General features: G+C 54.3%; 20 protein-coding genes and 1 riboswitch. Of the genes, 5 read left to right on the forward strand and 15 right to left on the reverse strand.

Annotated elements, in window-relative coordinates:
• The first annotated feature begins 22 nt into the window (after nt 1-22).
• A complete protein-coding gene (gene metA, locus B4O97_RS10040; protein ID WP_083050521.1) occupies nt 23-940 on the forward strand; it encodes a homoserine O-acetyltransferase MetA in 918 nt (305 codons plus the stop codon).
• Here the strand turns inward: metA and B4O97_RS10045 are convergent.
• Nucleotides 933-4,187 carry an ATP-binding protein gene (locus B4O97_RS10045; RefSeq protein WP_083050522.1) on the reverse strand — a complete coding sequence of 1,085 codons (3,255 nt, stop codon included), beginning with the start codon at nt 4,185-4,187 and terminating at the stop codon, nt 933-935. The genes metA and B4O97_RS10045 overlap by 8 nt on opposite strands.
• Nucleotides 4,184-5,413, reverse strand: coding sequence for an ABC transporter substrate-binding protein (locus B4O97_RS10050; protein ID WP_158084247.1), 1,230 nt, complete (start codon nt 5,411-5,413; stop codon nt 4,184-4,186). Before B4O97_RS10050 ends, B4O97_RS10045 begins: the two co-directional genes overlap by 4 nt.
• 88 nt (nt 5,414-5,501) lie before the next feature.
• On the opposite strand from B4O97_RS10050, the gene B4O97_RS10055 reads away from it, so the two are divergent.
• The gene (locus B4O97_RS10055) at nt 5,502-7,121 is read left to right on the forward strand and encodes a MinD/ParA family ATP-binding protein (protein ID WP_158084248.1); all 1,620 of its coding nucleotides are present in this window, start codon (nt 5,502-5,504) and stop codon (nt 7,119-7,121) included.
• Here B4O97_RS10055 and B4O97_RS10060 read toward each other — a convergent pair.
• The 5 genes from B4O97_RS10060 to B4O97_RS10080 form a co-directional block, all read right to left on the reverse strand.
• Nucleotides 7,118-7,909, reverse strand: a complete 792-nt coding sequence (locus B4O97_RS10060; protein ID WP_083050527.1) for an ABC transporter ATP-binding protein — start codon at nt 7,907-7,909, stop codon at nt 7,118-7,120. The genes B4O97_RS10055 and B4O97_RS10060 overlap by 4 nt on opposite strands.
• Nucleotides 7,890-8,867: an ABC transporter substrate-binding protein gene (locus B4O97_RS10065; RefSeq protein ID WP_083050528.1), complete on the reverse strand. Its 978-nt coding sequence runs from the start codon at nt 8,865-8,867 to the stop codon at nt 7,890-7,892. The genes B4O97_RS10060 and B4O97_RS10065 overlap by 20 nt, the downstream gene beginning before the upstream one ends.
• Nucleotides 8,864-9,655, reverse strand: coding sequence for an ABC transporter permease (locus B4O97_RS10070; protein WP_233143010.1), 792 nt, complete (start codon nt 9,653-9,655; stop codon nt 8,864-8,866). The genes B4O97_RS10065 and B4O97_RS10070 overlap by 4 nt, the downstream gene beginning before the upstream one ends.
• Nucleotides 9,624-9,917, reverse strand: a complete 294-nt coding sequence (locus B4O97_RS10075) for a thiamine-binding protein (RefSeq protein WP_083050531.1) — start codon at nt 9,915-9,917, stop codon at nt 9,624-9,626. The genes B4O97_RS10070 and B4O97_RS10075 overlap by 32 nt, the downstream gene beginning before the upstream one ends.
• A 96-nt stretch (nt 9,918-10,013) precedes the next feature.
• Nucleotides 10,014-10,122, reverse strand: a riboswitch (TPP riboswitch).
• A gap of 33 nt (nt 10,123-10,155) precedes the next feature.
• The gene (locus tag B4O97_RS10080) at nt 10,156-11,133 is read right to left on the reverse strand and encodes a radical SAM protein (protein WP_083050533.1); all 978 of its coding nucleotides are present in this window, start codon (nt 11,131-11,133) and stop codon (nt 10,156-10,158) included.
• Nucleotides 11,134-11,257: 124 nt separating this feature from the next.
• Here B4O97_RS10080 and B4O97_RS10085 point away from each other — a divergent pair, with 124 nt between their 5' ends.
• Nucleotides 11,258-12,223 carry a serine protease family protein gene (locus B4O97_RS10085; protein WP_083050534.1) on the forward strand — a complete coding sequence of 322 codons (966 nt, stop codon included), beginning with the start codon at nt 11,258-11,260 and terminating at the stop codon, nt 12,221-12,223.
• Between the two features lie 12 nt (nt 12,224-12,235).
• Nucleotides 12,236-12,691, forward strand: coding sequence for a hypothetical protein (locus tag B4O97_RS10090; RefSeq protein WP_083050536.1), 456 nt, complete (start codon nt 12,236-12,238; stop codon nt 12,689-12,691).
• An 8-nt stretch (nt 12,692-12,699) separates the two neighbouring features.
• Here the strand turns inward: B4O97_RS10090 and B4O97_RS10095 are convergent, their stop codons facing one another.
• A complete protein-coding gene (locus B4O97_RS10095) occupies nt 12,700-14,064 on the reverse strand; it encodes an enolase C-terminal domain-like protein (RefSeq protein WP_083050538.1) in 1,365 nt (454 codons plus the stop codon).
• A gap of 146 nt (nt 14,065-14,210) precedes the next feature.
• On the opposite strand from B4O97_RS10095, the gene B4O97_RS10100 reads away from it, so the two are divergent.
• Complete coding sequence (locus B4O97_RS10100; protein ID WP_083050539.1) at nt 14,211-16,124, forward strand: sigma 54-interacting transcriptional regulator; 1,914 nt, start codon at nt 14,211-14,213, stop codon at nt 16,122-16,124.
• A gap of 39 nt (nt 16,125-16,163) precedes the next feature.
• On the opposite strand, the gene B4O97_RS10105 is transcribed toward B4O97_RS10100, so the two are convergent.
• The 7 genes from B4O97_RS10105 to B4O97_RS10135 form a co-directional block, all read right to left on the reverse strand.
• Nucleotides 16,164-17,294 carry a uroporphyrinogen decarboxylase family protein gene (locus B4O97_RS10105; protein ID WP_158084249.1) on the reverse strand — a complete coding sequence of 377 codons (1,131 nt, stop codon included), beginning with the start codon at nt 17,292-17,294 and terminating at the stop codon, nt 16,164-16,166.
• A 232-nt stretch (nt 17,295-17,526) separates the two neighbouring features.
• A complete protein-coding gene (locus B4O97_RS10110) occupies nt 17,527-19,776 on the reverse strand; it encodes an MFS transporter (protein ID WP_143305641.1) in 2,250 nt (749 codons plus the stop codon).
• A 61-nt stretch (nt 19,777-19,837) separates the two neighbouring features.
• Nucleotides 19,838-20,752: a dihydrodipicolinate synthase family protein gene (locus B4O97_RS10115; protein ID WP_083050544.1), complete on the reverse strand. Its 915-nt coding sequence runs from the start codon at nt 20,750-20,752 to the stop codon at nt 19,838-19,840.
• 42 nt (nt 20,753-20,794) lie between these two features.
• A complete protein-coding gene (locus B4O97_RS10120; RefSeq protein WP_083050545.1) occupies nt 20,795-21,640 on the reverse strand; it encodes an NAD(P)-dependent oxidoreductase in 846 nt (281 codons plus the stop codon).
• A gap of 30 nt (nt 21,641-21,670) precedes the next feature.
• Nucleotides 21,671-22,633, reverse strand: coding sequence for a hydroxyacid dehydrogenase (locus B4O97_RS10125; RefSeq protein WP_083050547.1), 963 nt, complete (start codon nt 22,631-22,633; stop codon nt 21,671-21,673).
• A 19-nt stretch (nt 22,634-22,652) separates the two neighbouring features.
• The gene (locus B4O97_RS10130) at nt 22,653-23,846 is read right to left on the reverse strand and encodes a uroporphyrinogen decarboxylase family protein (RefSeq protein ID WP_083050549.1); all 1,194 of its coding nucleotides are present in this window, start codon (nt 23,844-23,846) and stop codon (nt 22,653-22,655) included.
• Nucleotides 23,847-23,873: 27 nt separating this feature from the next.
• Nucleotides 23,874-25,385 carry a tripartite tricarboxylate transporter permease gene (locus B4O97_RS10135; protein ID WP_083050550.1) on the reverse strand — a complete coding sequence of 504 codons (1,512 nt, stop codon included), beginning with the start codon at nt 25,383-25,385 and terminating at the stop codon, nt 23,874-23,876.
• Between the last annotated feature and the right edge of the window lie 14 nt (nt 25,386-25,399).

Raw genomic sequence — 25,399 nt, forward strand, 5'->3', positions numbered from 1 at the left:
TATATTCAAAAGGAGACGGCCCATGCCTCTTAACATACCCGACAAACTGCCTGCATACGATGTTCTCACCGGGGAAAACATCTTTGTCATGACCCATTCCCGGGCAGTACATCAGGATATCCGCCCCCTGCGTATAGGCCTGCTGAACCTGATGCCCCTGAAAATAGAGACAGAGGTTCATCTGCTCAGACTCCTTTCCAATACGCCCCTGCAGGTGGAGATAGATCTGGTTCATACCGCCACCTACCGTTCGACCCATACCCCGGAATCTCATCTGGAAACCTTCTACACAACCTTCGAAGAGATAAAGGATAAAAAATACGACGGTTTCATTATAACCGGAGCTCCGGTGGAGCAGATGGAATTTGAGGACGTGGCCTACTGGAAAGAACTTACAGAGATAATGGACTGGGCAAAAAAGCACGTTACCAGCACCCTCTATATCTGCTGGGCAGCCCAGGCAGGACTCTACTATAACTATTCGGTACCCAAGTATCCTCTGGACAAAAAGATGTTCGGGATTTTTTCCCACACCGTTACAGCTCCCCAGGTCCCGCTGGTCAGAGGTTTTGATGACACCTTTCTTGCTCCCCATTCCCGGCATACGGAAATCAGAAAGGAGGATATACAGGCAAACCCTGAGCTGGTGCTTGTGTCCGAGTCAGAGGAGGCGGGGGTCTTCATTGTAAGCACCAGGTCCGGGAGGGATATCTACGTTACCGGACATGTGGAGTACGATCCCCTTACCCTGAAGAAGGAATACCTGCGGGACAAGAATAAAGGCCTGGAGATCGAACCGCCGGAAAACTATTTTCCCTCCGGGGATGAAACACAGCACCCGGTGGTCCGCTGGAGGAGCCATGCCAACCTGCTATTCTCAAACTGGCTCAATTACTACGTATACCAGATCACTCCCTTCCATATCGAGGAGATCAGCTGAACTGGATCTGCTGCAGAAAACGTTCGGCTTCGGCGATAAACTCAGGCAGCGCCGCATCAATTTCCGGCAGGTCTTCCCGTTTGGCGGCCTGCTCCAGACGCAAGGCGGCCTGCCTCAGAGCTTCGGCGTAGAGAGCAGCGGAGCCCCCTTTCACCGAATGTGCTTCCCTGTGCAGGGTTTTCCAGTCTCCGGATTCTCTGGCTTCCCCGACAGTCTTTATCTGATGGCCCAGGGCCTCAATAAAGCCCTGAATAAGCTCATCCGCAACTTCCTCATCCCGGACCTCCCGCAGCAGAGCCTCCCGGTCCATGATTTTCCCTGCGCTTAACCCGCGATTCTGCCGGAGCTCCCGGTCCTCTTCTTCATACTCTGCGGGCAGGTCAAAAAAGAAGGCGAGGGTCCTGAAGAGTTTTTCCCGGCGCAGGGGTTTAACCAGAACCCGGTCCATACCTGAATCAAAGCATCGCTGAATGTCCCGGCGAAAGGCATCGGCGGTTACCCCTATGATCGGCGTTCTGCCCTGCCTATAAGCTTTTTCCATCTCCCGTATTTTCATGGCCGCTTCGTACCCATCCATGGAAGGCATGTGGATATCCATGAGAACAAGATCAACAGCCTCTTCTCGAAAAAGGTCGACCGCCTCTCTGCCGTTCCGGGCAAGGAGTATTTCCGCCCCGGTATGCTTCAGAAACTGTATCAGGACCTCTGCATTCGGCCGGTAATCCTCGGCGATCAGAATCCGTCGTCCCTTCAAGTCGATCCTGAAACCCTGGGGTTCTATCCTTTCCTTAACTGCGACCACAGGGTCCTCCGCCGCCTCGAGGCTTAGATCGAACCAGAAACGGCTTCCTTTACCGGGGGTACTGGTAAACATCAGACGGCCGCCCATCTGCTCCACAAGCTGCCGCGCAATGGTCGTACCAAGACCGGTACCGCCGTATTTTCGCGTCTCGCCCCCGTCGACCTGGTAAAAACTGTCGAATATATGGGGCTGGGCATTCGGAGGGATACCGATTCCCGTGTCGCTGACTTCAAAGTGCAGGTTGCACCTGCCTTCGTTTATGCTGCTGTTGACCGCCAGGACGACCTCCCCCACCTCGGTGAACTTGACGGCATTGCCCAGGAGATTATTCAATACCTGCCGAATCCTCAGGGAATCGCCGAAAAGAAAGCGAGGGAGCATATCAGTCCTGTAGAGACTGAAGGCAATACCCTTTTTTGCGGCCAGGGCCGCGTGGGTGTGGGCCAGGGAATCCAGCAGGCCGTTCAGTTCGAAGGGTTTCGGTTGAATAACCAGCTTTCCCGCTTCTATCTTGGATAGATCCAGCACCTGATTTACCAGAGTCAGCAGTGTCTCTGACTCTTCCCGGATCATCCGGGCGTAGCTTCTTCCCTGGTCGGGATCCACAGTTTCCGATGCAACCTCGCTGAACCCGATAATACAGTTCAGGGGGGTTCTCATTTCGTGGCTCATGCGGGCGATAAAAGCCGAACGGGCATTCTCCGCATTCTTGAGTTCGGTAACATCGTGTCCGAAGGAGATAATCTCCCTGACCTTTCCGTTTTCATCCCTCACCGGGAGCAGAATATTATCGATATAACAGACATCCCCGCAGCCGTGGCAGGTGATAATCCCGCTTAAGGCTGCCATACGTTCAAGGGGGTCCTCTGAAAGGGGGAGTCCTCTTTCTCTGACAACGGGATCCATCAACTCCATCAGGTCCCGGCCGGCAGCCTTGGTATAGTTCAGCCCGAAACGGTCTCGAAAGTGACGGTTCATATAGATGATCCGTCCCATGCTGTCGGTTTTGGCAACCAGGGATCCGGCATCCATGGCCCGCCTGTAGGCCTCGAGAAATTGACCTGTTGTATAGAGTTTTCGCTGCTGCTCCCGCTCCTCGGTCTTGTTCCGCAGAATCAGAAGCACATCCGCTTCCCCGGCGGCCACAAAGCGAAACTCGAAGTAGAACCCCCGTTCTCCCTCAAAACGGTACTCGAACAGGGTTTCCCGATGCTGTTCCAGGGCGAGATCGGCATAATATCCGATCTTGTAGGCCAGCTCCCCGGGGAAAATCTCATCAGCCCGGCCGGGGAACTCCTGTCTGGTAAAAATCCGGGCCGCATCGGGATACACCTGGACTGAAGTGACAATACCGTCCCTGTCGACCTGCAGAATGGAATCGGGCAGAGCCTTCAGGATTGCAGACTGAATACGTATACTTTCCAGCAGCCGTTCCTCAGCCTCCTCCTTGCGCACTTTATACGCCGCAATGAGTATGGAGAAGGGAATCAGCACCAGGGAGATACCACCGAACCATGCAATATGCGCATAGAGCTGATAATCGAAAAGAGCTTTCTGGTCAGAAACCGGCAGCATGGTAACAAGGGTAAAGATATCGGAGTAGATCTTTATTCCTCCGCTGCTCCTGAATCCGGAAAACATGAAACGCCTGGCGACCAGAAGATCGCCGTCAATCCAGTAGGCCCGGGGTTCGGCATTGATCAGTTTCCGCAGGGCGTAGGGTTTCGGCAGGGAGGTCCCGTTGCCTTCCAGATCCAGGAGTGTCCCCAGGGAGGTGAAGATATACCGGCTGAAGGAGTCGCTTCCGTTCTGCAAGTAAAAAAGGTTCCGAAGGGAATTGAAATCCACAACCAGCTGCAGGAAGTACCGCGAAGCTCCTTCGGAACGGTCAGAAACCGGCATCCAGAAATAGACCAGGGGGTTCTGGAGAGGTTCTTTCCAGAGGGCCGCCGAGCCGGATCCTTCAACATTGATCAGGAGTTCCTTGTCGGCGAGCATACGAATCCGCGCCAGCAGATCGGTCGTCAGCGGCTGATCTGTCCTGGAAAAACCGGGAGATACCGCAGATCCGACGAGCTCGCCCTGGTTATCAAAATAGCTGATACTGCGATAACGGGATTTGCCGGTCAGAAGCAGGCTGAGGGCATGCTCGTCAACGGCAGGAGCTTTGCTGTCCGGCGACCCGAAAATAATGTCCGAGGCGGACAGAAAAAGGCAGTCTCCCATTACTTCTGAAAAAAAGGCACCCAGCATATTCGTGTAGAATTCGCTGCGGCCTTCCGCCTCCGCTTCCATCATGTGGCGGTAGTTCATATAGTTGTTCATGTAGAAGATGGCGACCAGAATCAGAACTAGGCTTGCGAAACCGAGGAACAGGGAAGTCGCCAGTGCCCCCAGGGACATTCTGTGATGGAATGCTTCATAGGAGGATGAGCTGTTTTTCATTGGGAGGTTTTCAGCTTATCGAGCTCCGTCTGGGCCCATTTCAGCGAATCGACTGAAATATTTCTGCCGGATAATACCGTGGAGAAAAAAACACTTTCATATACATGCTTGACGTTCCCCCACTCGCCGTACTCGAGGGGAATCTCCCGGGTTCTTCCGGAATCCAGTACATGCAGGCCGTAACGTATAACCCGGGCCAGGGGTTCTTCTCCAAGGTAGTCGGAAGCTTCCAGGACCGTGGGAATGAATCCCCCGACCCCCTTGGAAATGCGGGCCTGGACCTCGGGCCGGGTCAGATACTCGACAAGGGCCAGGGCGGCTTTTGCATTTTTTGTTCCCCCGGGAATTCCCACCGCACTGAATCCCGATACGGAACCCATCCCCGCCGGCCCGGAAGGAGCGGGGTAAACATCAAAATTGCCCGGGGACTCCTGGAGAATACTTCCCGCATGGGCGCAATGGGCAAAGGCAAACCAGGCACTCCCATCTACAAGGGGATCGATTACCGTATCAAAGTTCTCTATCAGCGGATGAAACACCCAGCGCATTCCCTGCAGCAGACGCAGCGCCTCGAGGGCAGCTTCGGAGGTCAGATCAGGGAAACCTCCGCCATAGGAGAGAATCGGACCTGCCATAAAATAAACAAGGCTCTTGTTCGGTACCCCGGTTACCGCCAGCAGTCCCCTGCCCTGCTGTCGGGATGCTCTCTGGATCCACTCCGCCACCTGGGGCCAGGTAATGTTTTCGCCATCCGCCCCGACAGGTCTGGCGGAAGCCGCCTCTCTGGAAGCAATCAGCAGATATACATCCGCACCCAGGGGAAGAAAGTACTCCCAGGTATCCTTCCTTTCGGTTCCCAGATGCTTGAACAGAAAGGTGCGATCCTCGAATAACTTTGACTGCTCCCGTAAATCGACAAAATCGATGGCATCTGCAAGGGAAGCGAGTCTGTTGCCGTAGAAAATAATGAGGTCGGCCTCGGATAATTCTCCGCTCTCCGCCATCCTGTCCATATCCGTATCCGTATACAGCAGAAGCTCAGTTTCGATTCCGGTCTCGGAATAGAAACGCTTCAGTTCTTCCCGAATGAAGGTCTGTTCCCTCAGGGGAGTCCAGAGCCTGGAATAGATCTGCAGGGGAGTTTCCGAGCCTGTCCGGTCCCGGGAACATCCTGCCAGGGCAGAAAATATGAGAAGAATGATTAAGTACCGGCCGTATCTGGACAAAATCGGCTCCTGAAAGACCATGTTTTTTACGATAATGATATCAGGTATGATACCAGATAACAGGGATTTCAAGCAATGGGAGGGACTTATGCGCAAACGATCTGTGGCTGTCGGCTCGGGAAAAGGCGGAGTCGGAAAAACAACTACAGCTGTCAATCTGGCCATTTACTATGCGAAGCAGGGCTATGCCACGGCTCTGATAGACCTGGATCCCCTCTCCAATGCCGCTACACTGCTGGATGTGGAGGACGGATACAATGACGCGGGCCTTGATCCGGAGGCCTCCCTGGACGCCTTCATTCTTCCCATATTCGACAACCTGGACCTTCTCTTTCCCGGAAAAAAAACCGGCCCCCGGGATTCCCGTATTATCAGAGAACTCCTTTTTGAAACCTTCTCCGCAGCCCTGACTTCAGCCTATGACCTTCTGATCTTCGACCTGCCCGCAGGCCTCGATGAAGAGGAAAACCTCGCATTTCTGCCCCACATCGACAACCTGATTGTGGTAACAAACCCGGAACCCACCGCCCACGTTGCGGCGGGGGCCTATATCAGGGCAGCCCTGGCCAAGGCGCCGGATATAAACCTGTATGTGTGGCACAACCGCTTTTCTCCACCCAGGGGGGGAGGCATAGTATCCCGGGACGTCATCGGAACCTACAACCGGAACATGCCCGCGGAAGAGCGGCTGGATGAAAAACTGAAAGAGTCGATTCAGGGGATAGCCTTTGTTCCCGAAGACCCGGCTCTTGACCTGCTGCAGGGGACCCCTTCGGCGATCATGAATATTCACAGGTCACTGCTCAGTGTTGTGGGGCAGCTTATCGAGGAACGGACGGAGCTGCTGGTTCGCCCCCTGCCCTTCAGCAAAGGCATGCGCCGCCTGCTCAGCTTTTACCTTTCAGGCAGCCGTCAGGAAAAGGAAGAGGATTTTCTTGCAGGGTTCGGAGAGTATGTCTCCGGGCTTCTCAACTCCGCTTTCAACAGGGAAAGCGGCGGAACCGAAACCTTCACGGAACAGGAGCGCAGCGTCCTGGCCGAGACCTTTCGGATGGTGCGGAAGGACCCCTCCCTGGTCCACATGCGGCGGGTGCGGGTTCTGCTGGAAGCCAAGATCGAGGCCCTGGAGGATGAGACAAAACTCTTCTCCAAGGGAGTCCATATCGATCATGATAAAAACATCGACCGGGAAACCGGACTTCTTCTGCGCAGCATCCAGCAATCCGCCGCTGTAAAAGAGCTTCGTCTCAACGCGGGGATACTGCTCTTCTATTTCGCCCTCTACAAGCTTCTGCAGTCGCCCACAATCGTCCGCCTCCTCAACGATTTTATCCCCTTCAGGGAAGGGTCCAGGGGAGAACCGATACGGGACCGCAGGAGTCAGATTACCAACCTGATCCACAGCAGCGAAGAGTACAACCGCCGCTATTTCGGCCTTATCAAGACGATCTTCCCGGTTGTGGGAAAGCAGATAGAAGCGGTCACCCGGGCCTTCGGGCTTCACAGCCTCCTGTTGCGGGACCCGGAGAGCAGAAAGGTAAGAAGCGATCTCTACGCGAAGCTGCTGAGCAACTTTATTCACGACACCCTCTACTCGGGTCTTTCCGTGGTGGTGGGATTCGAGTACCGCAGCGCGGCCATCTCGTTTCAGGAAGGGGCCGATTTTCTGGGGGAGGCCCTTCTTCCCTCGAAACAGAAGAGCGCCTAGGCACCTCCGGAACGCAGAATACTGTAAATCCGGCGCTTTACCCGCAGAAAATCATCCTCCATAACCATCTCCCGGCTCCGCGGACGGGGAAGAGGGATTTCCTCCTCCTCGAGAATGCGGGAGGGTTTTTCGCTCATTACCATGACCCGGTCGGCGATCAGGATGGCCTCGTCTATATCGTGGGTGACCATAAGGACCGTGGTATTCAGGGCGGAAATAAGTCCGGAAAGCCAGTCCTGCAGGCGTTCCCTGGTAATGGCATCCAGGGCGCCGAAGGGCTCATCCAGAAGCATGATGTCCCGGCGGTACAGATAGGTCCGCATAAGAGCCGCCCGCTGACGCATCCCGCCTGAAAGCTGAGAAGGGTAATACTCCTCGAAACCTTCCAGTCCGAAGGGGCCGAAGAGGGGCGCGGCGATCCTTTCCGCCTCCGCCTTCGACATACCCTTCAGCCGCAAGGGTATTGTCACATTCGCCATGACACGCTTCCATGGAAGGAGCAGATCCTTCTGGTGCATGTAGCCTACCCGTCCGGTTTCGCCGTTCACCAGCTCCCCACCGATGACGATCTCTCCGGAATCGGGATGATCCAGTCCGGCGACCAGATGCATCAGGGTGCTCTTCCCGCAGCCGGAGGGCCCGAGAAGGGCCAGGACCTCTCCCCGTTTCAGGGAGAGGGAAATCCCGTCGATTACATCAAGACCGGCAAAGCCTTTCACCACCTCCGAGAGACGGATTATGGATTCTGTGCCCAGAGAGGACTGGTGCTTAACGGGGGAGGAATTCATTGGTAAAGGCCGCCTCCGGAACAAATTCGCCTTCCAGAAGACCATTCTCCTTAAGCCATTCGGCATAACGCTCCCAGACTTCCAGCTTCATCTCTCCCCAGCAGGGCGCCCCGGCCGTGTACTCCCCGGCCAGGTAACGCTGGCTCGCCACAACCAGTTCGCGATCCAGTTCCGGTGCTGCTTCGAGGAGGATATCCGCAGCCTCTTCCGGGTTTTCGACGGCATAGCGGTACCCCCGGGCTGCTCCTGATATAAAGGCGCGAACCAGCTCGGGATTTTCCTGGAGCAGGCCGTCCCGGGCAATGAGGACGGGGGTGTAGTAATCCAGTACCGCCTCGGTGGCCAGGGGAATATAGTTGATATCGATCCCTTTAAGCTCCGCGGCAATGCCGTCCCAGCCACGGAAAATCCAGACAAAATCAATGTCCCCCGCAGTGGCGGCGAAAAAGTCCATCGATCCTATGGGAACGATCTTTACCTTTGAAAAATCCCCGCCGTCTCCTTCCACCAGGGCCCTGACCATGGCTTCCTCGATGGGTGATCCCCAGCCGCCGTAGGCCTTGCCCTCGAAATCCCTGGGACGGCGGATATCCTCGGCGCTGCGGGAGGCGAATCCGGAGGTGTTGTGCTGGATAACCGCAGCCACAGCCTTAAGTGCGTTACCCGCGGCCCGGGCGTAGGTAACCTCCTCCTGGTAACTCACGGCGAACTCGGCCTTCCCCGACAGAACGAGTCCGGCGGCCCCGGTCTCGGGGGGGAACTCGATGGAGACATCCAGGCCCTCCTCCTCAAAGAAGCCCAGATCCCGGGCGACATACAGGCCGGTATGGTTTGTATTGATGGTCCAGTCCAGGACCACCGTTACCGCTTCGGGTTTTTCCGACGATTCTCCGCCTCCTCCGGCAAAGGCCGCCAGGGTCGATACAGCAACAAATAAAACAACAAGTGTTCGTTTCATGATTTACTCCTCAGGTTTGCATACTTCCAGGAAAGAAAAAAACGCTCTGCCAGCGACACGGCGGCAAACACCATGAGGCTGACTATGACGACGACGAGAATGGCGGCGAAGACCCGGGGGGTGTTGAAGGTTTTATATGAACGCATCATATAGACCCCCATGCCCGTCTGGGCGCCAAGCCATTCTCCGATAACAGCTCCCATCACGCTGTAGGTAGCTGCAATCCGCAGCCCGGAAAAGAGGTTCGGCAGAGCTCCCGGGAGCCTCACCTGCAGAAATATCTGCAGGGGTTTTGCCCTCATTCCCCGGAACAGATCGATAAGGTCGGGATCGGTATTCTGCAGTCCGTCTATAAGACTTACGGCCACCGGAAAAAAACAGACAAGAACAACCACCACAACCTTGGCGGTGAGGCCAAAGCCGAACCAGATCAGAAAAAGAGGATAGATAAAAATGATCGGTACCGTCTGGGAAACCACAATATAGGGATACAGAGCCCTTCGCAGGACCGGGAAGAGGTCCATGATAAGGGAAAAGAAGGCCGCCACCAGCAGAGAAAGGATAAATCCGCTCATGGCTGTAAAAAGGGTTACCCCGATGTGGGGCAGCATAAGATCAAACTGCCGGACCAGGGCTGCAGTAATCGCCGAGGGCGCAGGCAGAATGTATTCCGCCAGCCCCAGCAGTCTGCAGAAGGCTTCCCACAGCAGAATAAAAAGCAGGCCCGCTGCCATTGAGGGCAGCCGGTCCCTGATTCTATTGGTCACGATACTTGCCGATCTTCTCATTGAAACTCAGCCCCCCGGGTTTCATGTCCGTCTTGATGACAGCGCCGACCCGGCTGGCCCCTTCGGCGAGGCAGATACGATGAGCCTCTTTGACCAGATCGAAAAGCTGGTCCATCTCCCCCTCGATGGTCGTCTCCATGGGACCTATAATATGGGGAAGGCCCGAGGCACGGATCATCTCTATTACTTTATCCACCGTTGGATAAAGCCGTTCGTCGGGGACTCGTGGCAGTATTTGAAGACTCAGATGCATGGCGGGCATAGACACCTCCCGGATGTTCTTATTCAAAGGGAGGCGATAAAAAAGACTTCCGTCAGCATTAATATGCCGATTGAAGTCTGTGACAAACAGCGGTTAACAGTGACGAACCGTCAATCCCTTCGCCGGTATTATCCGGATCAGGTCAGAAGGTCGGAATCGAACCATTCCCTCTCAGCCGTAACTCACAGCTCCCTTTGACTATAACTGAAGATTACACTAAAGCCCGGAAAAGTCAAGCTCAGTGCGCCGGGCTGTAGAACTCTGCGGGACCCAGTTCCCCTGAAAACGTCATTTTTGACATCCAGGTACGTATTTCCTGACACAGGTCGCATTTGGAGATATACCCTTCCGGGTCCGGGATAAAACCCGAATCCCGACGAGCCTGTTCATACAGCGCGGATATGCCTTCGCTGAGCATCATCAGAAACAGCGGATAGCGCTCCGGATCGAGCTCGCTTCCCAGATCTTCATGATCAATGGTGAATCCAACGCATCCGGGAGGGATGTAATTCCCGTAGAGGTCCATATGGAAGTGGGAGGTCTCACCCGCTTCGGTGCATGCACCGGGATTTGCAGCGCAAATTTCTTCCGCCGAGGAGTGCCGAAAAAAGGGCTTGAAACTTTCCAGGGCCCTGCCGTTCATGGTCAATCCGAAACGCCCCGCCGCTCTCAGCAGGTAATCAGGTCCGAATGCAGCTTCCAGTTCCTCCCTGGTATGCGTCCTTCCATGGTCCAGGGAGGAAAGCTCCCGGTAATACTGTTCCTGCCAGATGAAGAAGTTCATCCCCGCAGACTTACAGGCCTCAATCACACCTTCGGGCTTATACAGAGGGATGAACTCAATGTGAAAGGGACAAATCGATACCATGACGGTATCGCAGCCCGCCGCAGCCAGGCGGGAAAGCTTCTCGATCGCCGAAGCTTTATCGGTAAACCAGGAAGCGTTGGTTTCCAGATAATCAAGCCGCATACCCGCATCCCGGAAAACCCCGACGGTATCCAGCAAATCCCTGAATCGAAGGAAGGGTTCTCCCCCGCCGATATGCATGCCCCTGCAGCCGAGAGACCGTGCTCTATGCAACAGACTGCGCGCGAATTCAGGGTCGATATAGGAGGCATCCCGGCGGGGGGATGATCTGTAGAGACAGTGCCTGCAGGCGGCGGAACAGTTGTAGTTGCTTATCAAACCGCCGGAAAAAAGGGATGAAATCCGCATGGGTCGATTATAGCATGATCCTGCTGTTCAAGAACGAGGGGACTATCCCTGCACCCGTGAATACCCGGGAAGGAATGGGAAACCGGCTTGAATGCCGGCCCGGGAGGTGTTAAATTCATGAAAAATGAATAATCTGAATAGTAAATCCCGTATAAATAGGTACAGACCGCTGTATGTTTCCATTCTGATGCTGATGGTTATCTCCTGCCGGCATTTTCCGATAAGGGAAACAACTATTTCTCCTGATGCCCTGGAAGAGTACAGAACTAATCTGCTCCAGTGGAACAGCATAGCCTCTACCGATAAGGATCTGAATCCGGTTTCACCCCTGCCTGTTGAGCATTACGAGGTTCCCATTGAAGCGCTGCATACGCTGAATGGGCTTTTTTTCATCGGGTTCAGTGTCGTATCTGATGCAGAGGCTGCTGAAACCGGCATAGAGGCCAATCATCATCAGCCCGGCACCGCCCCCCGTCTCAAGGGTGTGCGCAGGGTTTTCATTATCTTCGACGTTCCGGAAAAACCTGAACAGGAAGATCCCGGAATTGCCGGGGTGCTTCTGGACGGGAACGGCTGGGTACTCACCGTGGCTCATCCCTTCTCCAATCCCTCCCTGGCGAATCTTCCGTTGTACGCCCGAATCGGGGAGGATTCCTCCTGGTATAGCGCTGATCACCGCATGACAGCCCGGTCCAGCAATCTCGCCCTGGTCCACTTTGCCCTGAAGGGGAAGAATCTCATGGCCCCGGCCTTCGCCCAGGCGAAACAGGGGAGTCCGGCATTCATCGGGTATAAGGGAACAGAGGAGAAAATCCTGATTGAGAAAACAGAGGAGACCCTCCAACTGGGAGATTCCCTTGTATTCAGGGCGAACCTTGTTTCCAGATCCATCGAGCACAGGGATTCTCTGATCAGCGGACTTCCCCTTGTAAATCAGGAGGGGGAAATTCTGGGGCTCTACTATTACCAGTCCCTGGACGGCAGGTTCAGCGGCTACGCCGGCTGGAAGGAATTACCCGGCCTGATTGATTCCATGATTCATCTGCTGCACCGGGAATTACTTTCAGAACTTCGCCGGACAAATTCCTGATTTGGAGCTTGTATGATTCTTACCCTGGTTCAGTTGTTAATTGCCCTTTCGCTACTTATTGTGGAGACTGTTATAGCCATTGCAGTCCACTCCCATTTTTCCCGGCCACTGGAAACGATAAAATCCTGGTTTCTTGCCCATCGCCGTCTATCGCTGCGGGTAATTTTACCGGTTCTTCTGGTGCTGAATTTCGGCATGGCAGTGCTGTTCTCCTTTACCCTTGGAGCTCCCGAGGGAACTGACGAACAGGTTGAGCTCGAAGAGCCCTCCGGCATAGCCAGGGACTTCTTCGAGACCCTGCCTGAACTCAAACAGCCCCGGGTACCGGAGCCGAAACAGCAGCAGGCGGAGGAACCCCGGATCATGAAGGGCCTTCCGGCGGATTCGACCCTGAATATTCCCTCGCTGAACAGCGGAAGTCCGGAAAACGAAAGCCCCTCCGCCGGGAAGGCTCCCGAGGATCAGTAAGATAAAGCTCAGCGGACAAGGGCCGGACGCTTGCTGTCGAACTTCCAGCCCGGAATAAGGTACTGCATGGCCTCCGCATCGTCGCGATCCCCGTGCTTCAGGGTTTTGTAGAGCCTGTGGGCCTCCTCTACCCGCTGCATATCGATTTCAAGGCCAAGGCCCGGTTTTTCCGGAATCTCAATATACCCTCCACTGATGCTGTAGGGCTCCTTTGTAAGACGTTGCCCATCCTGCCAGATCCAGTGGGTATCCATGGCGGTAATGTCGCCGGGTGCAGCGGCGGCCACCTGGGTGAAGATTGCCAGAGAGATATCGAAGTGGTTGTTGGAGTGGGAACCCCAGGTAAGTCCCCAGTCATTGCAGACCTGGGCAGCCCGGACTGAACCGCTCATGGTCCAGAAATGGGGGTCCGCCAGGGGAATATCCACGGATTTCAGGACCACGGAGTGATGGAACTGCCGCCAGTTGGTGGCAATCATGTTCGTGGCAACGGGAATGTTTGTCGCAGTTTTGAACTCCGCCATGATCTCCCGGCCTGAGAATCCCTGTTCGGGACCGCAGGGGTCTTCCGCGTAGCTCAGATCCTCCTTCATTTCCAGGCAGAGCCGTACCGCCTCCTCCAGAGACCAGGCGCCGTTGGGATCTATATTGATACGGGCATCGGGAAACTCCTTCGCCAGGGCCCTGATTACCTCCGCCTCTTTTTCTCCCTCCAGAACTCCCCCCTTCAGCTTGAAATCCCTGAAGCCGTAATGCTCCCTTGCGGCCCCGGCCTGCTCAAGGATTGCATCGACGGTCAAAGCGGCCTGACGCCTGATCCTGAACCATGGCACCGGGCTGGACTTCTCATCCAGGTAGGGAAGATCTGTGCCGTTTTTATCCGCTACAAAAAAGAGGTACCCCAGCATAAGGACCCTGTCCCGCTGCAGACCGTCCCCCAGAAGAGCTGCCGCAGGAACCTGCAGGTACTGTCCCAAAAGGTCCAGAAGAGCCGATTCAACGGCTATCTCGGCGTGGACAACAAAGCGGAGCTGACTCAGATCCAGTTCCTGCAGACCTTCTCCTCCGTCGGCACTGCGCCCCGGGTCCGCCCCGGAGAGGGACTTGAGAATACCCTTGTAATCCCCGATGGGTTTTCCCACCACATGGGGTATATAGCTTTTCAGAGCGGCAAGGATATGCTCGCCGCCGTGGACCTCCCCGAGGCCGGTTTTCCCGGAACTGTCGGTGAGGATTACGATATTTCTGGTAAAAACGGGACCGTGTGCTCCGCTTAAGGAGAGCAGCATACTGTCGTAGCCGGCCACTGGAATAACCTTCATCCCGGTAACTACAGGGGATCCCTGAATCTTCTGATCCTTGTATGAACTCATTCTTGCATCCTTGAATAATTGATTTTTACCGATTCAAGCATAGCATGCACCCCATGGGGTATCTTGCAAAAACCGGATGGGCTTTGTACTTTATGTCCAGGTACGAATATAGAAAGTATAAGTCTCGCCGCATAACGGGAGTATGAATGATCAGGATAACGGTGGTAGCCCCGGACCGGGAACTGGGACGACTTTTCTCGGAAGCCTTTGAAGAGCACGACGAACAGATTCATCCTGCGGACCCGAAACAGGAGATATATGAGCTGGAGGTACTGATTGAGCACAATCATGACCGCATACGCCAGCTGCAAATAGAGGGCGATGTCGTCGTAGCCAGGGGACACACCGCCCAGATTCTCCTGGAAAACGAGAACTCTGTTCCGGTGGTTAAGCTTCCGGTTACAGGGAACGATATTATCCGTTGTCTCAAGGAGTGCGGCGAACTCTTTCCCGAGCGCAGACCGATCATCATGGGAACCCGGAATATCGTGTTTCAGGTGGAAAACCTCTACGACCTTTTCGGCCGCGGACTGACACCGGTACTCCTCACCGAACAGACTCCCAGGGAAATAGCCGCCATGTTCGAACTGATGGCAGACCCCGAAACAAGCGTCATGATCGGCGGCAGAATGGTCTGCGAACATGCCCAGCAGCAGGGGATTCCCCATGTAATGCTCCGGTCCGGGCGCCTGGCTGTCTGGCAGACAATTACGGAAGCCAAGCGGGTCGCCTGGATCAGCAGGGTGGAACAGGAAAAAGCCACCCGCTACAAATCGGTTCTGGACTGTGCCACGGAAGGGATTCTCGTTGTGGACCGTAAAGGACGTCTGAGCATAATGAACGCCACCTGCGAAGAGATGCTGGGAATACAGGCTGACAAGAGCATCGGAAAAGAGATAAGCGAGCTCTTTGGGGAAAGCGATCTGCACGGCTTTATTCTGCGTTCCGGCAGCCTGCGGGATGAAATTCTTCTGTTTAAAGGACAGAGTTTCGCGGCAAACAAGGACACGGTTGTCCACAAGGCGGAAAAGATCGGAACAGTAATCACCCTGAGGCGTGTCAGGGAGATTCAGGAAACCGAGGTCAACATCCGCGAAAAAATGCACAGGAAAGGTCATACAGCCAGACACACCTTCAAGGATATTATCGGGGTCGGAAAAACCATACAGGCGACCATGGAAAAGGCCCGCAGTTTCAGCAGCGTTGATTCCAACGTGCTTATTTACGGTGGGACCGGTACGGGCAAGGAACTCTTTGCCCAGAGTATTCATAACAACAGCTCCCGTCGTAAGGGACCCTTTGTCGCCATAAACTGCGCCGCCATATCCGAGAGCCTTCTGGAAAGCGAACTCTTCGGATACGTCCGGGGAGCCTTCACCGGAGCCAGCAGGGGAGGAAAACCCGGGCTCTTCGAACTCGCCCACAGGGGAACCGTCTTCCTGGACGAGGTATCCGAGATGTCCCTGCGCCTTCAGGGGAGACTTCTCAGAGTCCTGCAGGAGAAGGAGCTTATGCGCCTGGGGGACGACAAGATCATTCCCGTGGACATCCGGATTATCTCCGCGGTCAACAGGGACCTCAAGACCCTGGTGGATGCCGGAAAGTTCCGGGAGGACCTCTTCTACCGTCTGGATGTGCTCAACCTCGACCTGCCGTCCCTGGAATCCCGCAGGGAAGACATCCCCTTCTTAAGCCGCTATTTTATCCAGTCCCTGGGAGAAAAAAACGGTCCCCGGAAAACCCTGGAAAAATCCGCCCTTGAGTATCTTCAGGGAAGGAGCTGGCGGGGCAACATCCGGGAACTTATGAACGCCTGCGAACGGCTGTACGTTCTGAGTGAAACAGACCGCATCGACGAAAACGAAGCCCGGCGTATTCTCGGGGCGGAAGAATCCCCGGGAGTAAGCTCCGTCCTGCCGGGCAGCAGTATCGATGACGAGACGCTCCGGACACTGCTGGAGGAAGAGGGATACCGTAAGGACCGGGTGGCCGAACGCCTGGGCATTCACCGCTCCACCCTGTGGAGGCGGATAAAAAAACTCAATCCACCCCGGAACTAATCCCAGGGACCAGAGTCCCGGTCCCCGCTCTGCCCTCTTTTAAACCTGAATTGGATACCTGCCGTATTTCTCCCGCGCCTCCATCATGGCTGCATAGTTTTCCAGGGTGGTTCCGTTCTCCAGGCCGTTTCCGCTGGCCAGGACCAGACCTCCTCCAGGGGCTGCATTCTGGATGGCGTATTGTGCTTCCCGCTCCACATCCTCCGGACTTCCCTGGATGAGGGTCTCGCAGTTCACCCCTCCAAAAAAGCAGAGCCTGCCGCGGTACTTCTCCTTCAGGAGCTTGAAGTCCATCCCGATACTCGACTGGATACCGTGCCAGCCATCAACCCCCGCCTCCACCAGGTCATCCAGAATATCCCAGGTTCGTCCGTCGGTGTGTTTGATAAAATAGCCCCCCTTGGCGTGGGTGGCCTCAACCTGTTTTCTGATGCCCGGCAGAATAAACTCGGCGAACCGTTCATAACCCATCATCAGGCCCCGGTTATCCGCATAGTCATCCGTGGGCATAACGGCGTCGGCTCCGGCATCGAGAAAGGCGTTTATATAGGCGATACTGCGGTTAACATAAACCTCCGAGGCCTTCTTAACGAAATCCGGATCAAGGATCATCCGGACCATGTACTCCTCGATTCCCACGGTCTGCTTGTAGGCGAAGGTCCCGTCCAGGGGCAGGCGGGCAATAATGAAATGGGTTTTCTTCATTTCAGCTATTACCCCCCGGATTACCTCCAGTTCGCTCTCATCAACCTTAAAGTCTTCATCCGCATCCGGCAGCTCGTCAATGGTCATTTCGGTGTTGTAGACCTGGCTGACAAGCTGTCCGACCCCCGGATTGTAATGAAACTGCTGTCCGGAATCATCCTCCCAGGAGTACTCCCCCAGCATTTTGGGCTTTTTATACTCCCTGTCCGCTGGGGAGGCGGGAATACGTATGTAGTCATGACCGAGGAGCTTCGGCAGCCCGGTCAGGGTGCTGATGGAATCCTGTATATAGTCGTCCCTGCGGCCGTCCCAGCAGGCCTTAAGTTCGGCGAAGCCGTTTCCGTACATGACCTCCCGCTTGAGGTATTTCTCCACCAGACTGTGGTGAATATGGTTTTCCCCCATGGGGACAAGATCCGGCTCCCGGTGCTGGAGCTGAGCGATTACCCGTTCTCGTGGCAACAAAATACAACCTCCTGGTACTGATGATCAGACTGTCTGCACGTCTTCTGCTTATAATGCAAAATACATGCCAAAAAAATCAAATGAAACAACTTAATAAATGCATATACCACATGCACTTAAAAACCACAATACTCTGTATGCACCGAACCGCGTCTCGTGTGTCGCCAGGATGCGAAACACGGCTGCATCATATGTTGCACGGTGCAACATTACTATCGATCTGACGCTGGTTCTACAGGTCTTCGCCCATCACCATGGCATGCTGCGCCGACACGGGACTTTCGCAGGCAACCATCTCTGCCGCGCAGAGATAACGTGCCTTGTCCGGCAGTTTTTCCCCGTCTCTCTCAGCATAATCCCTGATATAATTGAGAACTCTTATTCTTTTTTCATCGCCGGTTACAGCGGTCTTCTGAATGATGAAATCCAGAAGCAGGGGCGGGTACTCCGGTCCGTGCAGGTAAGCGATCAGCCTGGACAAAGATTCAGAATTACCGGATTCCGGGATTTCCCCTCTCAAGGCATTCAGGCCTTCCTTCGAATCCTGCAGATACAGGGAAAAATGGGAATAAAACCATAAGCCTGTTTGCAGCAGTCCGGCGGCACTGAGAATCAGGTCGTCGATAATGTGGGGATGAGGACAGCCGGATATTTTTTCGAAAATCAACGGAAGGGCCTCAATCCGTTCCATGATTTCCAGCGCTTTAACAAGGTAAATTATTTCCCTGGGATTCATATTTTCCCTCAGACTATTGATGACTTTTTCCTCCAGTCCGTCGGAGCAAAAATATGCAAGCGCAAGGGCGGCCTTGCTTTTCAGCAGGTAGTCCTGTGAATCAAGGGCTTCCGTAAGAGCGTCCTCGGCTTCCTGTCTGATTCGCATGTCCGTGCATTTACCGGATTTAGCCAGATCCCCCAGAATTCTGGCGGCGATGTGAGCCGTCGTAAAGGGGTTGTTTCTGACCTGATCGATAAGGAGTCCGAGGGTATTTTTATCGGCCCCAAACTGTTCCAGTGACAGCAGGGTCTCGGTCCGCACAAAAATACTGGGAGACTTGAGGCGTTTATGCAGTTCCGAAATGGTAATCCTGTCTTTTGTTCCCCCCATGGCGAGAACAATACTGCGTTCCTCGTCTTCAGACCTAACCCGCTGAAGCTTGTTCATATAGTACATGGCCTTAAGTGCCCGAGCACTGAATACGGCGCGAATTGCAGCGGGAATCGCAATGCTTCTGGCGGCAGGCAGATATGCCAGTACGATAATATTGGCAATAAAAAACAGACTTGAACCGAGAAAATATACGCGAAACGAGATAAGGCTCTGGTTGAAATATCCCTGCAACCAGCCAAGCAGGAAGCCCCCGCCCAGCGACCCGATCATACCGAAAAAACCACGGGCCATGTTTATAATTATGCCCAGATCAAGATGATCTTCCGGTTTCGTTGTGGACAGAAAGTAGATATCTGCAACAGCGTTAAATCCCCAGTAGGTCATTTGTTCAAGAAAAAAAGCTGTACAGAGAAAGAAAATTGTAAGAAACCACGAAGAAAAAACCGGAGCCGCAATAACCAGTAACAGGAACAGCAAACGCAGGGCATTGAAAAAAAAGTATACCGGTCGCGGACCTATACGGTCCGAAAGAAATCGCAGTAATCCCGCCATGGTCAGCGCCCCAAGGGCACCAGAAACCGTAAAGTACACGACCATATTATCAGGCTGCGTGTACACATCCTTTGCATAAACAACGATGAAACCAAGGGACATTCCTATGCCTATGTTGCTGAACATGACAAGAAGAAACAAGCGTGAGAACTCGGGACGGGGAAACGCCTTAACCATGTTTCTGAACAATGATTGTGAAGAAGCTTTAGGTCCGTTCCATGGCTCGGGTATTTGAAGGGTGTAGTACGAGGCAAAAACCCCTGCGATAATCCCGAAAAATATGAATATCCCATACATGAACAGCGGGCTGTCTTTTCCCAGCAATACAGCCATGAGCAGTCCCATGGCGATGTGGCCGGAGAAAAGAATGATATTGTTCATGGAGATAAATGCCGCTCGATCACTGTCTCTGGTTATAAAGCCCTGTATGGGTTTTTCCGCCGCCAGGGCGATACCCTTGAAAAGGTTAAACCCGAAAACACCAAGACTTATGGTACCCAATGCCAGAACAGGAGATTCTCTGACAGCGGGAATAAGGGTTAACAGCACCGGGGCCATAACCAGATAACGGGCGAGCCAGAAAAAACCCTTTGTCTTTACCGCTCCCAAACGTCCGGCAATTCGTCGGCCAAATATACTGAATACGAAAGTAACGGAAGTCAGGGCAGACAAAAAACCGATAAGATGAGTCCCGGCGCCCAGGCGGATTGCATACAGGAACAGAATATTCCCCGCAAGCAAGCTTATGGAGATAACATTAAAGGCCATGAAGAGGTAATAATTCCGTTGTGCCCGGCGAAGCTGCCTATACGTCAACATCTTTTACTGCATCCTGGTGCTTTTATGAGTCTGTTTTTTTGCTGTGTGGTAAGTACCTTCTTCAAATTACCCGCAAAAAAGGTTTCACCGATTCCATGATCCTGTCCAGCATGGCAAAGCTCAGTTCATCCATCTCCGGCCATCCCGCGGGCCTGCAGCCGGCGAAATCCAGTATTCCGCGCTTTTTGAGCATATGCTTGTAGGAGATTATCGGATAGGTTCCCCCAAACAGCAGGGCCGGCAGTACCTTGCTGTGCAGCTCAAAGGCCCCCGAGGCATCACCCTTCTCCAGAAGGTTCCAGACATCGACGATCACATCGGTAAACTGGCTTGGCGGCATGGTTCCGCAGATACCGCGCTGATACTCTTCGATGATATTTCGTGCGCCGTTTCCGCCCATTATACCCTGCAAGCCGGAAGGGGTTTCGGAGTCGATTTCCAATATCGCCGATATCATGGCATTGGTACGGGGGCTCTCTTCCTTCAAGTAGCCTATATTGTCCAGTTCACGGATGAGCCTCATTATGAACCGGGCACTCATAACCGTTCCCAGGGGCGGAAAGAGGTGCTGAATCATTATGGGGATGCTGACTGCGTCGTTGATCCGACGATAATAATCATACAGTTCAGGTTCCGTTACCTTCATCAAGTGCGGCGGCGCGGCGATTATGCCGTCGGCGCCCACTGCCTGGGCATGCTGTGCAAGGTCGACAGCCCTACCGACATAGGCGGAAGTCACCCCCGCCAGGACAGGCGCCTTTCCATTGACTTCCCGTACAGTTACCTCGACGATCTTCTTCCGCTCCTCGTCGTCCAAAACAAAGTATTCCGTCGCGTAGACCGGAATTACGATTCCGTGGGCGCCGCAGTCCAGGCAGAAACGGACACAACGGCGAATGCCCTCGTAATCGACACTCAGATCCTGGTGATAGACCGCGGGGGGAATGGTAAAAACTCCACGAAACTGACCTTTCATGTATACTCCTTAACTGTGGCTCTCCGGACAGAATCAGGCCGCCTACTCCTTCTGCTGCAGTGCCTTCAGGACATCCTCCATGGAAGGACTGTCTCCGGCATCCTTGAACGTGGAAATCCTCTGGTAAATTATCGCCGCCGACCGGTGAAAACCTCCGGGAATATCCGCTTGCTCCAGGGTCTCTGCAATCTCCAGCATTTCCCCTTCAAAGCGCCAGGCCTTCGCGGTAACCGCCCGGATCCTGTCACTGATTTTCTGCGCTTTATCCGGAGCCTCCCGCTCCCACTGGGTCCGGAGTTCCTTCAGCACACCAAGCCTGTCGGCGGCGGCATTAACGGCGCACAGCAGGGCAAGGGTTCCCTTGGTATTGGCGGCGTAGCACATCTTCAGCGCAGAGGCCTTCCCGGCATCGGTTCCGATTACCTCTGTCAGAAGAGAAGTATCCCTGAAATATCCAGCGATCTGTGCAGCGCTTCTTCCCGACAGGTAGAGCCATGTACCGCCCCGCGTCCAGGCGGGGCCGCCGATAATGCCGCCGTCGACGAAATCCGCACCGGCACCATTAATCAGCGAAGCTATCTCCCGAGCATGGACCGGCGAGATGGCGTTAACATCGGCATACAGCCCCTTGTACGACAGGGCCGCCACTTCGGCGGCTGTCTCCAGGGCGGTATGGGGAGGACATACGCTGATTATACACGAACAGGTTCCGCACATATCTTCAAGAGAGCTCAACGGAGTCAGGCCGTGTTTCTCCGCACGCTCCAGGGTTTCGCGGCTTCGACCTTCGGGAATCCAGCAGGCGTCATAGCCGTTTTCAATTACCGCCGCGGCCAGGGAAACCCCCATGTTGCCGGGATGCAGGAAACCGATACAATTGTCCTTCACCGGAAACCTCCTTTCCTAAACAGGAACCTGCTATCTGCGATCCGGCACAACCACGGGGAATTTGGGCTGTACCCCTTTCATAACATCTTCAATTCCTCTGACAGCATCCATGGAAAGCCTCACCGCCGCCTCTTGAGTGAGCCCAGCGTTATGGGGAGACAGGATGACATTACCGAGAGAAAAGAGTGGATTGCCGTCAGCAGGAGGTTCGGGATTGAATACATCCAGGGCGGCCCCGGAAATCTCACCGGACCGAAGCGCTTCGACGAGCTCGGCTTCCCGGACAAGTTTTCCCCGGCCGCAGTTAATTAGATAAGCGCTCTGTTTCATGAGTTTGAACTCAGCGGCGCCTACGCCCTCCAGGGTCTCATCGGTAACAGGCACGTGCAGACTGACAAAGTCGGCCGTTCTGAACAGATCCTCCCGGCTCCCAAGCAGCTCGATACCTTCAGGAATGCGCCCCTTGTCGGCATAGGGATCATAGGCCGTTACCTTCATATCCAGTCCATGTATTGCCTTCCGGGCAACTTCCGAACCTATCTTTCCGAGCCCCAGAAGGCCCAGGGTTTTTCCAGCCAGATCAAAACCGATCTCCCGGTTGCGGAACTCGAAATCTCCGGTCCTGGTGGCCAGGTCCCCGCGGTAGAAGTTCCGGGCGCAGGCGATGATAAACCCGATGGTGTGTTCGGCCACCGTGGTAATATTCGCCACCGGTGAGTTGACTACCCAGATCCCGAGTTCCTTTGCTGCATCGAGGTCAACATTATCCACCCCGACTCCGTAACGGGCGATTACCTTCAGCTTTCCCGCAGCTTCGAGAACCTCCCGATCGATGACAGCCGTCCGGAGGTAGAGGGCTTCGCAATCCGCAATCTCCGCTTTCAGGGTATCCCTGTCTATTCCCGATCCCATCTTTATTTCACAGCCCAGCTCACGCAGATAATCGAGTCCTGATTTATCCAGCGTCTGCGGGACCAATATCTTGTATGCCATTACTTCTCCATGTTTCAGTTTAGTTACTATCTCCGCCGAAATACTCCAGCGCCAGGGATTCCCACATTTTTATCTTCTCCAGCTGGTCCTCAAGGTCATCCCCCTGAGGCATCAGGGCGTCCGCCCGTACCGAGAAATTCCCATGGGGGCATTTTTGTACAATATCTTCCAGTTTCGCTCTCATCCGGGTTTCAGTTGCCATCACAACATCATTGACAGGGTGCAGGCATATCTCCAGGGCCGTTGAATCCCCAAAGATCAGGTCTGCTTCTTCGTAGGAGGTCCAGGGACCGATATGAACTACATCCAGGTTCGGCAGATTATTTATGGCGGGCAGGAAAGCCGTAATATTCCCGCAGCTATGCCAGTAGCGCACCCCTCCGTACTTATCGGCCAGCTCCTTCTCGTAGGGAAAAATCAGATCGTCATAAATTTTCGGACCGATGGAAGGACAGTCGATCTCGTCGTTGAAGAGTTTGATCCTGGAAGGCTCTTCCCCGGTAAACCTGCTGCGTTCCGCGGTCCAGGCCTTCTCCGCGTCCACGATAAAACGCATCAGGCGGTGTACCGATTCGGGGTCCGTCAGCACTTCGCAGAACAGATCCGAGATTCCCCTGAGATGCACCGCCATGCAGAAAGGCCCCCGGGCCAGCTCGGGAAACATGACCTTCATGCGCCCGTCGGCTACTTCGTTCATGACTTCATAAAACTCGTGAACCCTGGGCATCAGGCCGCTGGTATAAAAATCCGGCGGCCTTAGTCTCTGGATATCATCAAGGGACTGCAGGACCGGACCTTTTATCCATCCCTCTTTATGCTCCTGCCATTCAACCTCGCTGCCGAAGAGGCTCAGCTCGGTAATGACTCCGAACCAGATATAGAGTTCATCGGTGTAGACATAGTTGTCCCGATACATCTCATGGTGCTTCAGATTTCGCAGCAACTGGAACTCCATGTGAGTATACGGATCACTATAATAGTCAATCAGATTAGTATTTCCTGTGAGCTTGCGCCACAGGGAAATATCCAGCTCCACGACAAAAGGAACAGTCTCACCACTTCTTGAGGGCACAAAACCTCTTGGTTTGTCGCGGTTCCATCCGCCGTGTTCTTTCCACAAGGAAGCGTTCTGCAGGTTACGGGGACTGTTCACAATCTCCAGATATCTGTCCATCAGATCCCGAATGGTACGGACCCTCTCTCCCGATATCATAAAACGCTCTTCCTTGTGTCCATACAGCTAATTCTTGATCTGTTTATTGAACTTGTTAAGGAAAATAACAAAGACCACTGCCAGCACCAGGAAAACGAGGCTGTCAATTTCCGTGAAAAAGATCAGCGGGTTGTTCTCTGAAATGGAAAGGACCCGGCGAAAGTATTCCTCGAACAAGGGACCCAGCAGCACAGCCAGGATAAACGGTACAACAGGGTATTTCTGGGCTCGCAGAAAAAAGACCAGCACCCCCACTCCAAGGGCCACGAACATCTGAAACACCGTATAGGTCGATGCAAATGCACCGGTCAGGGAAATGGCAGCGATGCTCGAATAGAGAACCAGGCGGTTAATCTTTACAATCTTGATATAGTAGGGCCCGAGCAGAAAGAGAGACAGAGGTATCAGAACGACCGCCGCGAACAGCAGCGCCGCGTACATGGGAGCCACCAGGTAGAGCTGCTTGGAGAGGATCTCCGGACCGGGAATAACACCGTAGACCATCAGTACACCGAGAACAATGGCGGTCACGCCGTCACCGGGAATACCGAAGGTAAGCATCGGCACCAGAGCTCCACCGCAGACCGCGTTATTGGCTGCTTCGGCGCAAGCGATTCCCTCGTAATGACCTGTACCATAGAGCTCCGGATGTTTGGAAGAACGTTTGCCCTCCGCATAGGAAACAAAGGCCCCCATGCTGCCGCCGGCCCCGGGAAGGACGCCGATAAAATAGCCGATTACTGCGCTTTTCAAGTAACGCCAGATTCCCACGGACTTAACCTGCTCCCAGGGAGGCAGGAAATCACGCCGCTTGATCTTCAGTCCCGAGGCCTCATCGGACATACGTTTAAAATCGGCGTTGCTGATGGTCGACTGGGTCAGAAGTTCTGCGATGGCGAAGGACCCGATTATTACCGGGACAAAATCAAAACCGTCCAAAAGGGCCACAGTACCGAAGGTAAAGCGCTGGGTGGGGCGGACGACACCCATGCCAAAGGTTGCCAGGGCCAGTCCCAGGATGATCATGAAGGCGGACTTGGGCCAGCGCTTTCCATCCAGGGAAGCTATTACAATAAAGGCGAACAGGATAAGCGAAGCCTTTCCGGGAGTACGGATCATCAGGGCAAGTTTCATTGCCAGAGGCGACACGGCAATCAGCAGCAGCACGCCGATGGTACCGCCGATGGCCGAGGCCAGGGTCGCGTGGCCCAGGGCCCGGGCCCCGAGGCCCTTCTTCATCATTTCGTGGCCGTCAAGTCCGGTCATGGCCGCAGAGGGCGCGCCGGGAATATTTATGGTTATCGCGGTTATACTGCCGGAGTACATTCCTGCCATGTAAATACCCATGCACATAAAGAGCGCCGCGTTCATGGACATACTGTAGGTCATCGGCAGCAGCAGTACGATGGCCAGAGTGGCGGTCAAGCCGGGAATCGATCCGAAGATTACCCCCACGCCGAATCCTATCACAAGGGTGAACAGGAGTATGGGATCGGCCAGAAGGGTGAAGGACTGCAGAATTTGCGTAAAAGTTGACATTGTTTCTTCTCCCT

Source organism: Marispirochaeta aestuarii, assembly GCF_002087085.1.
Taxonomy (GTDB): Bacteria; Spirochaetota; Spirochaetia; order JC444; family Marispirochaetaceae; genus Marispirochaeta; species Marispirochaeta aestuarii.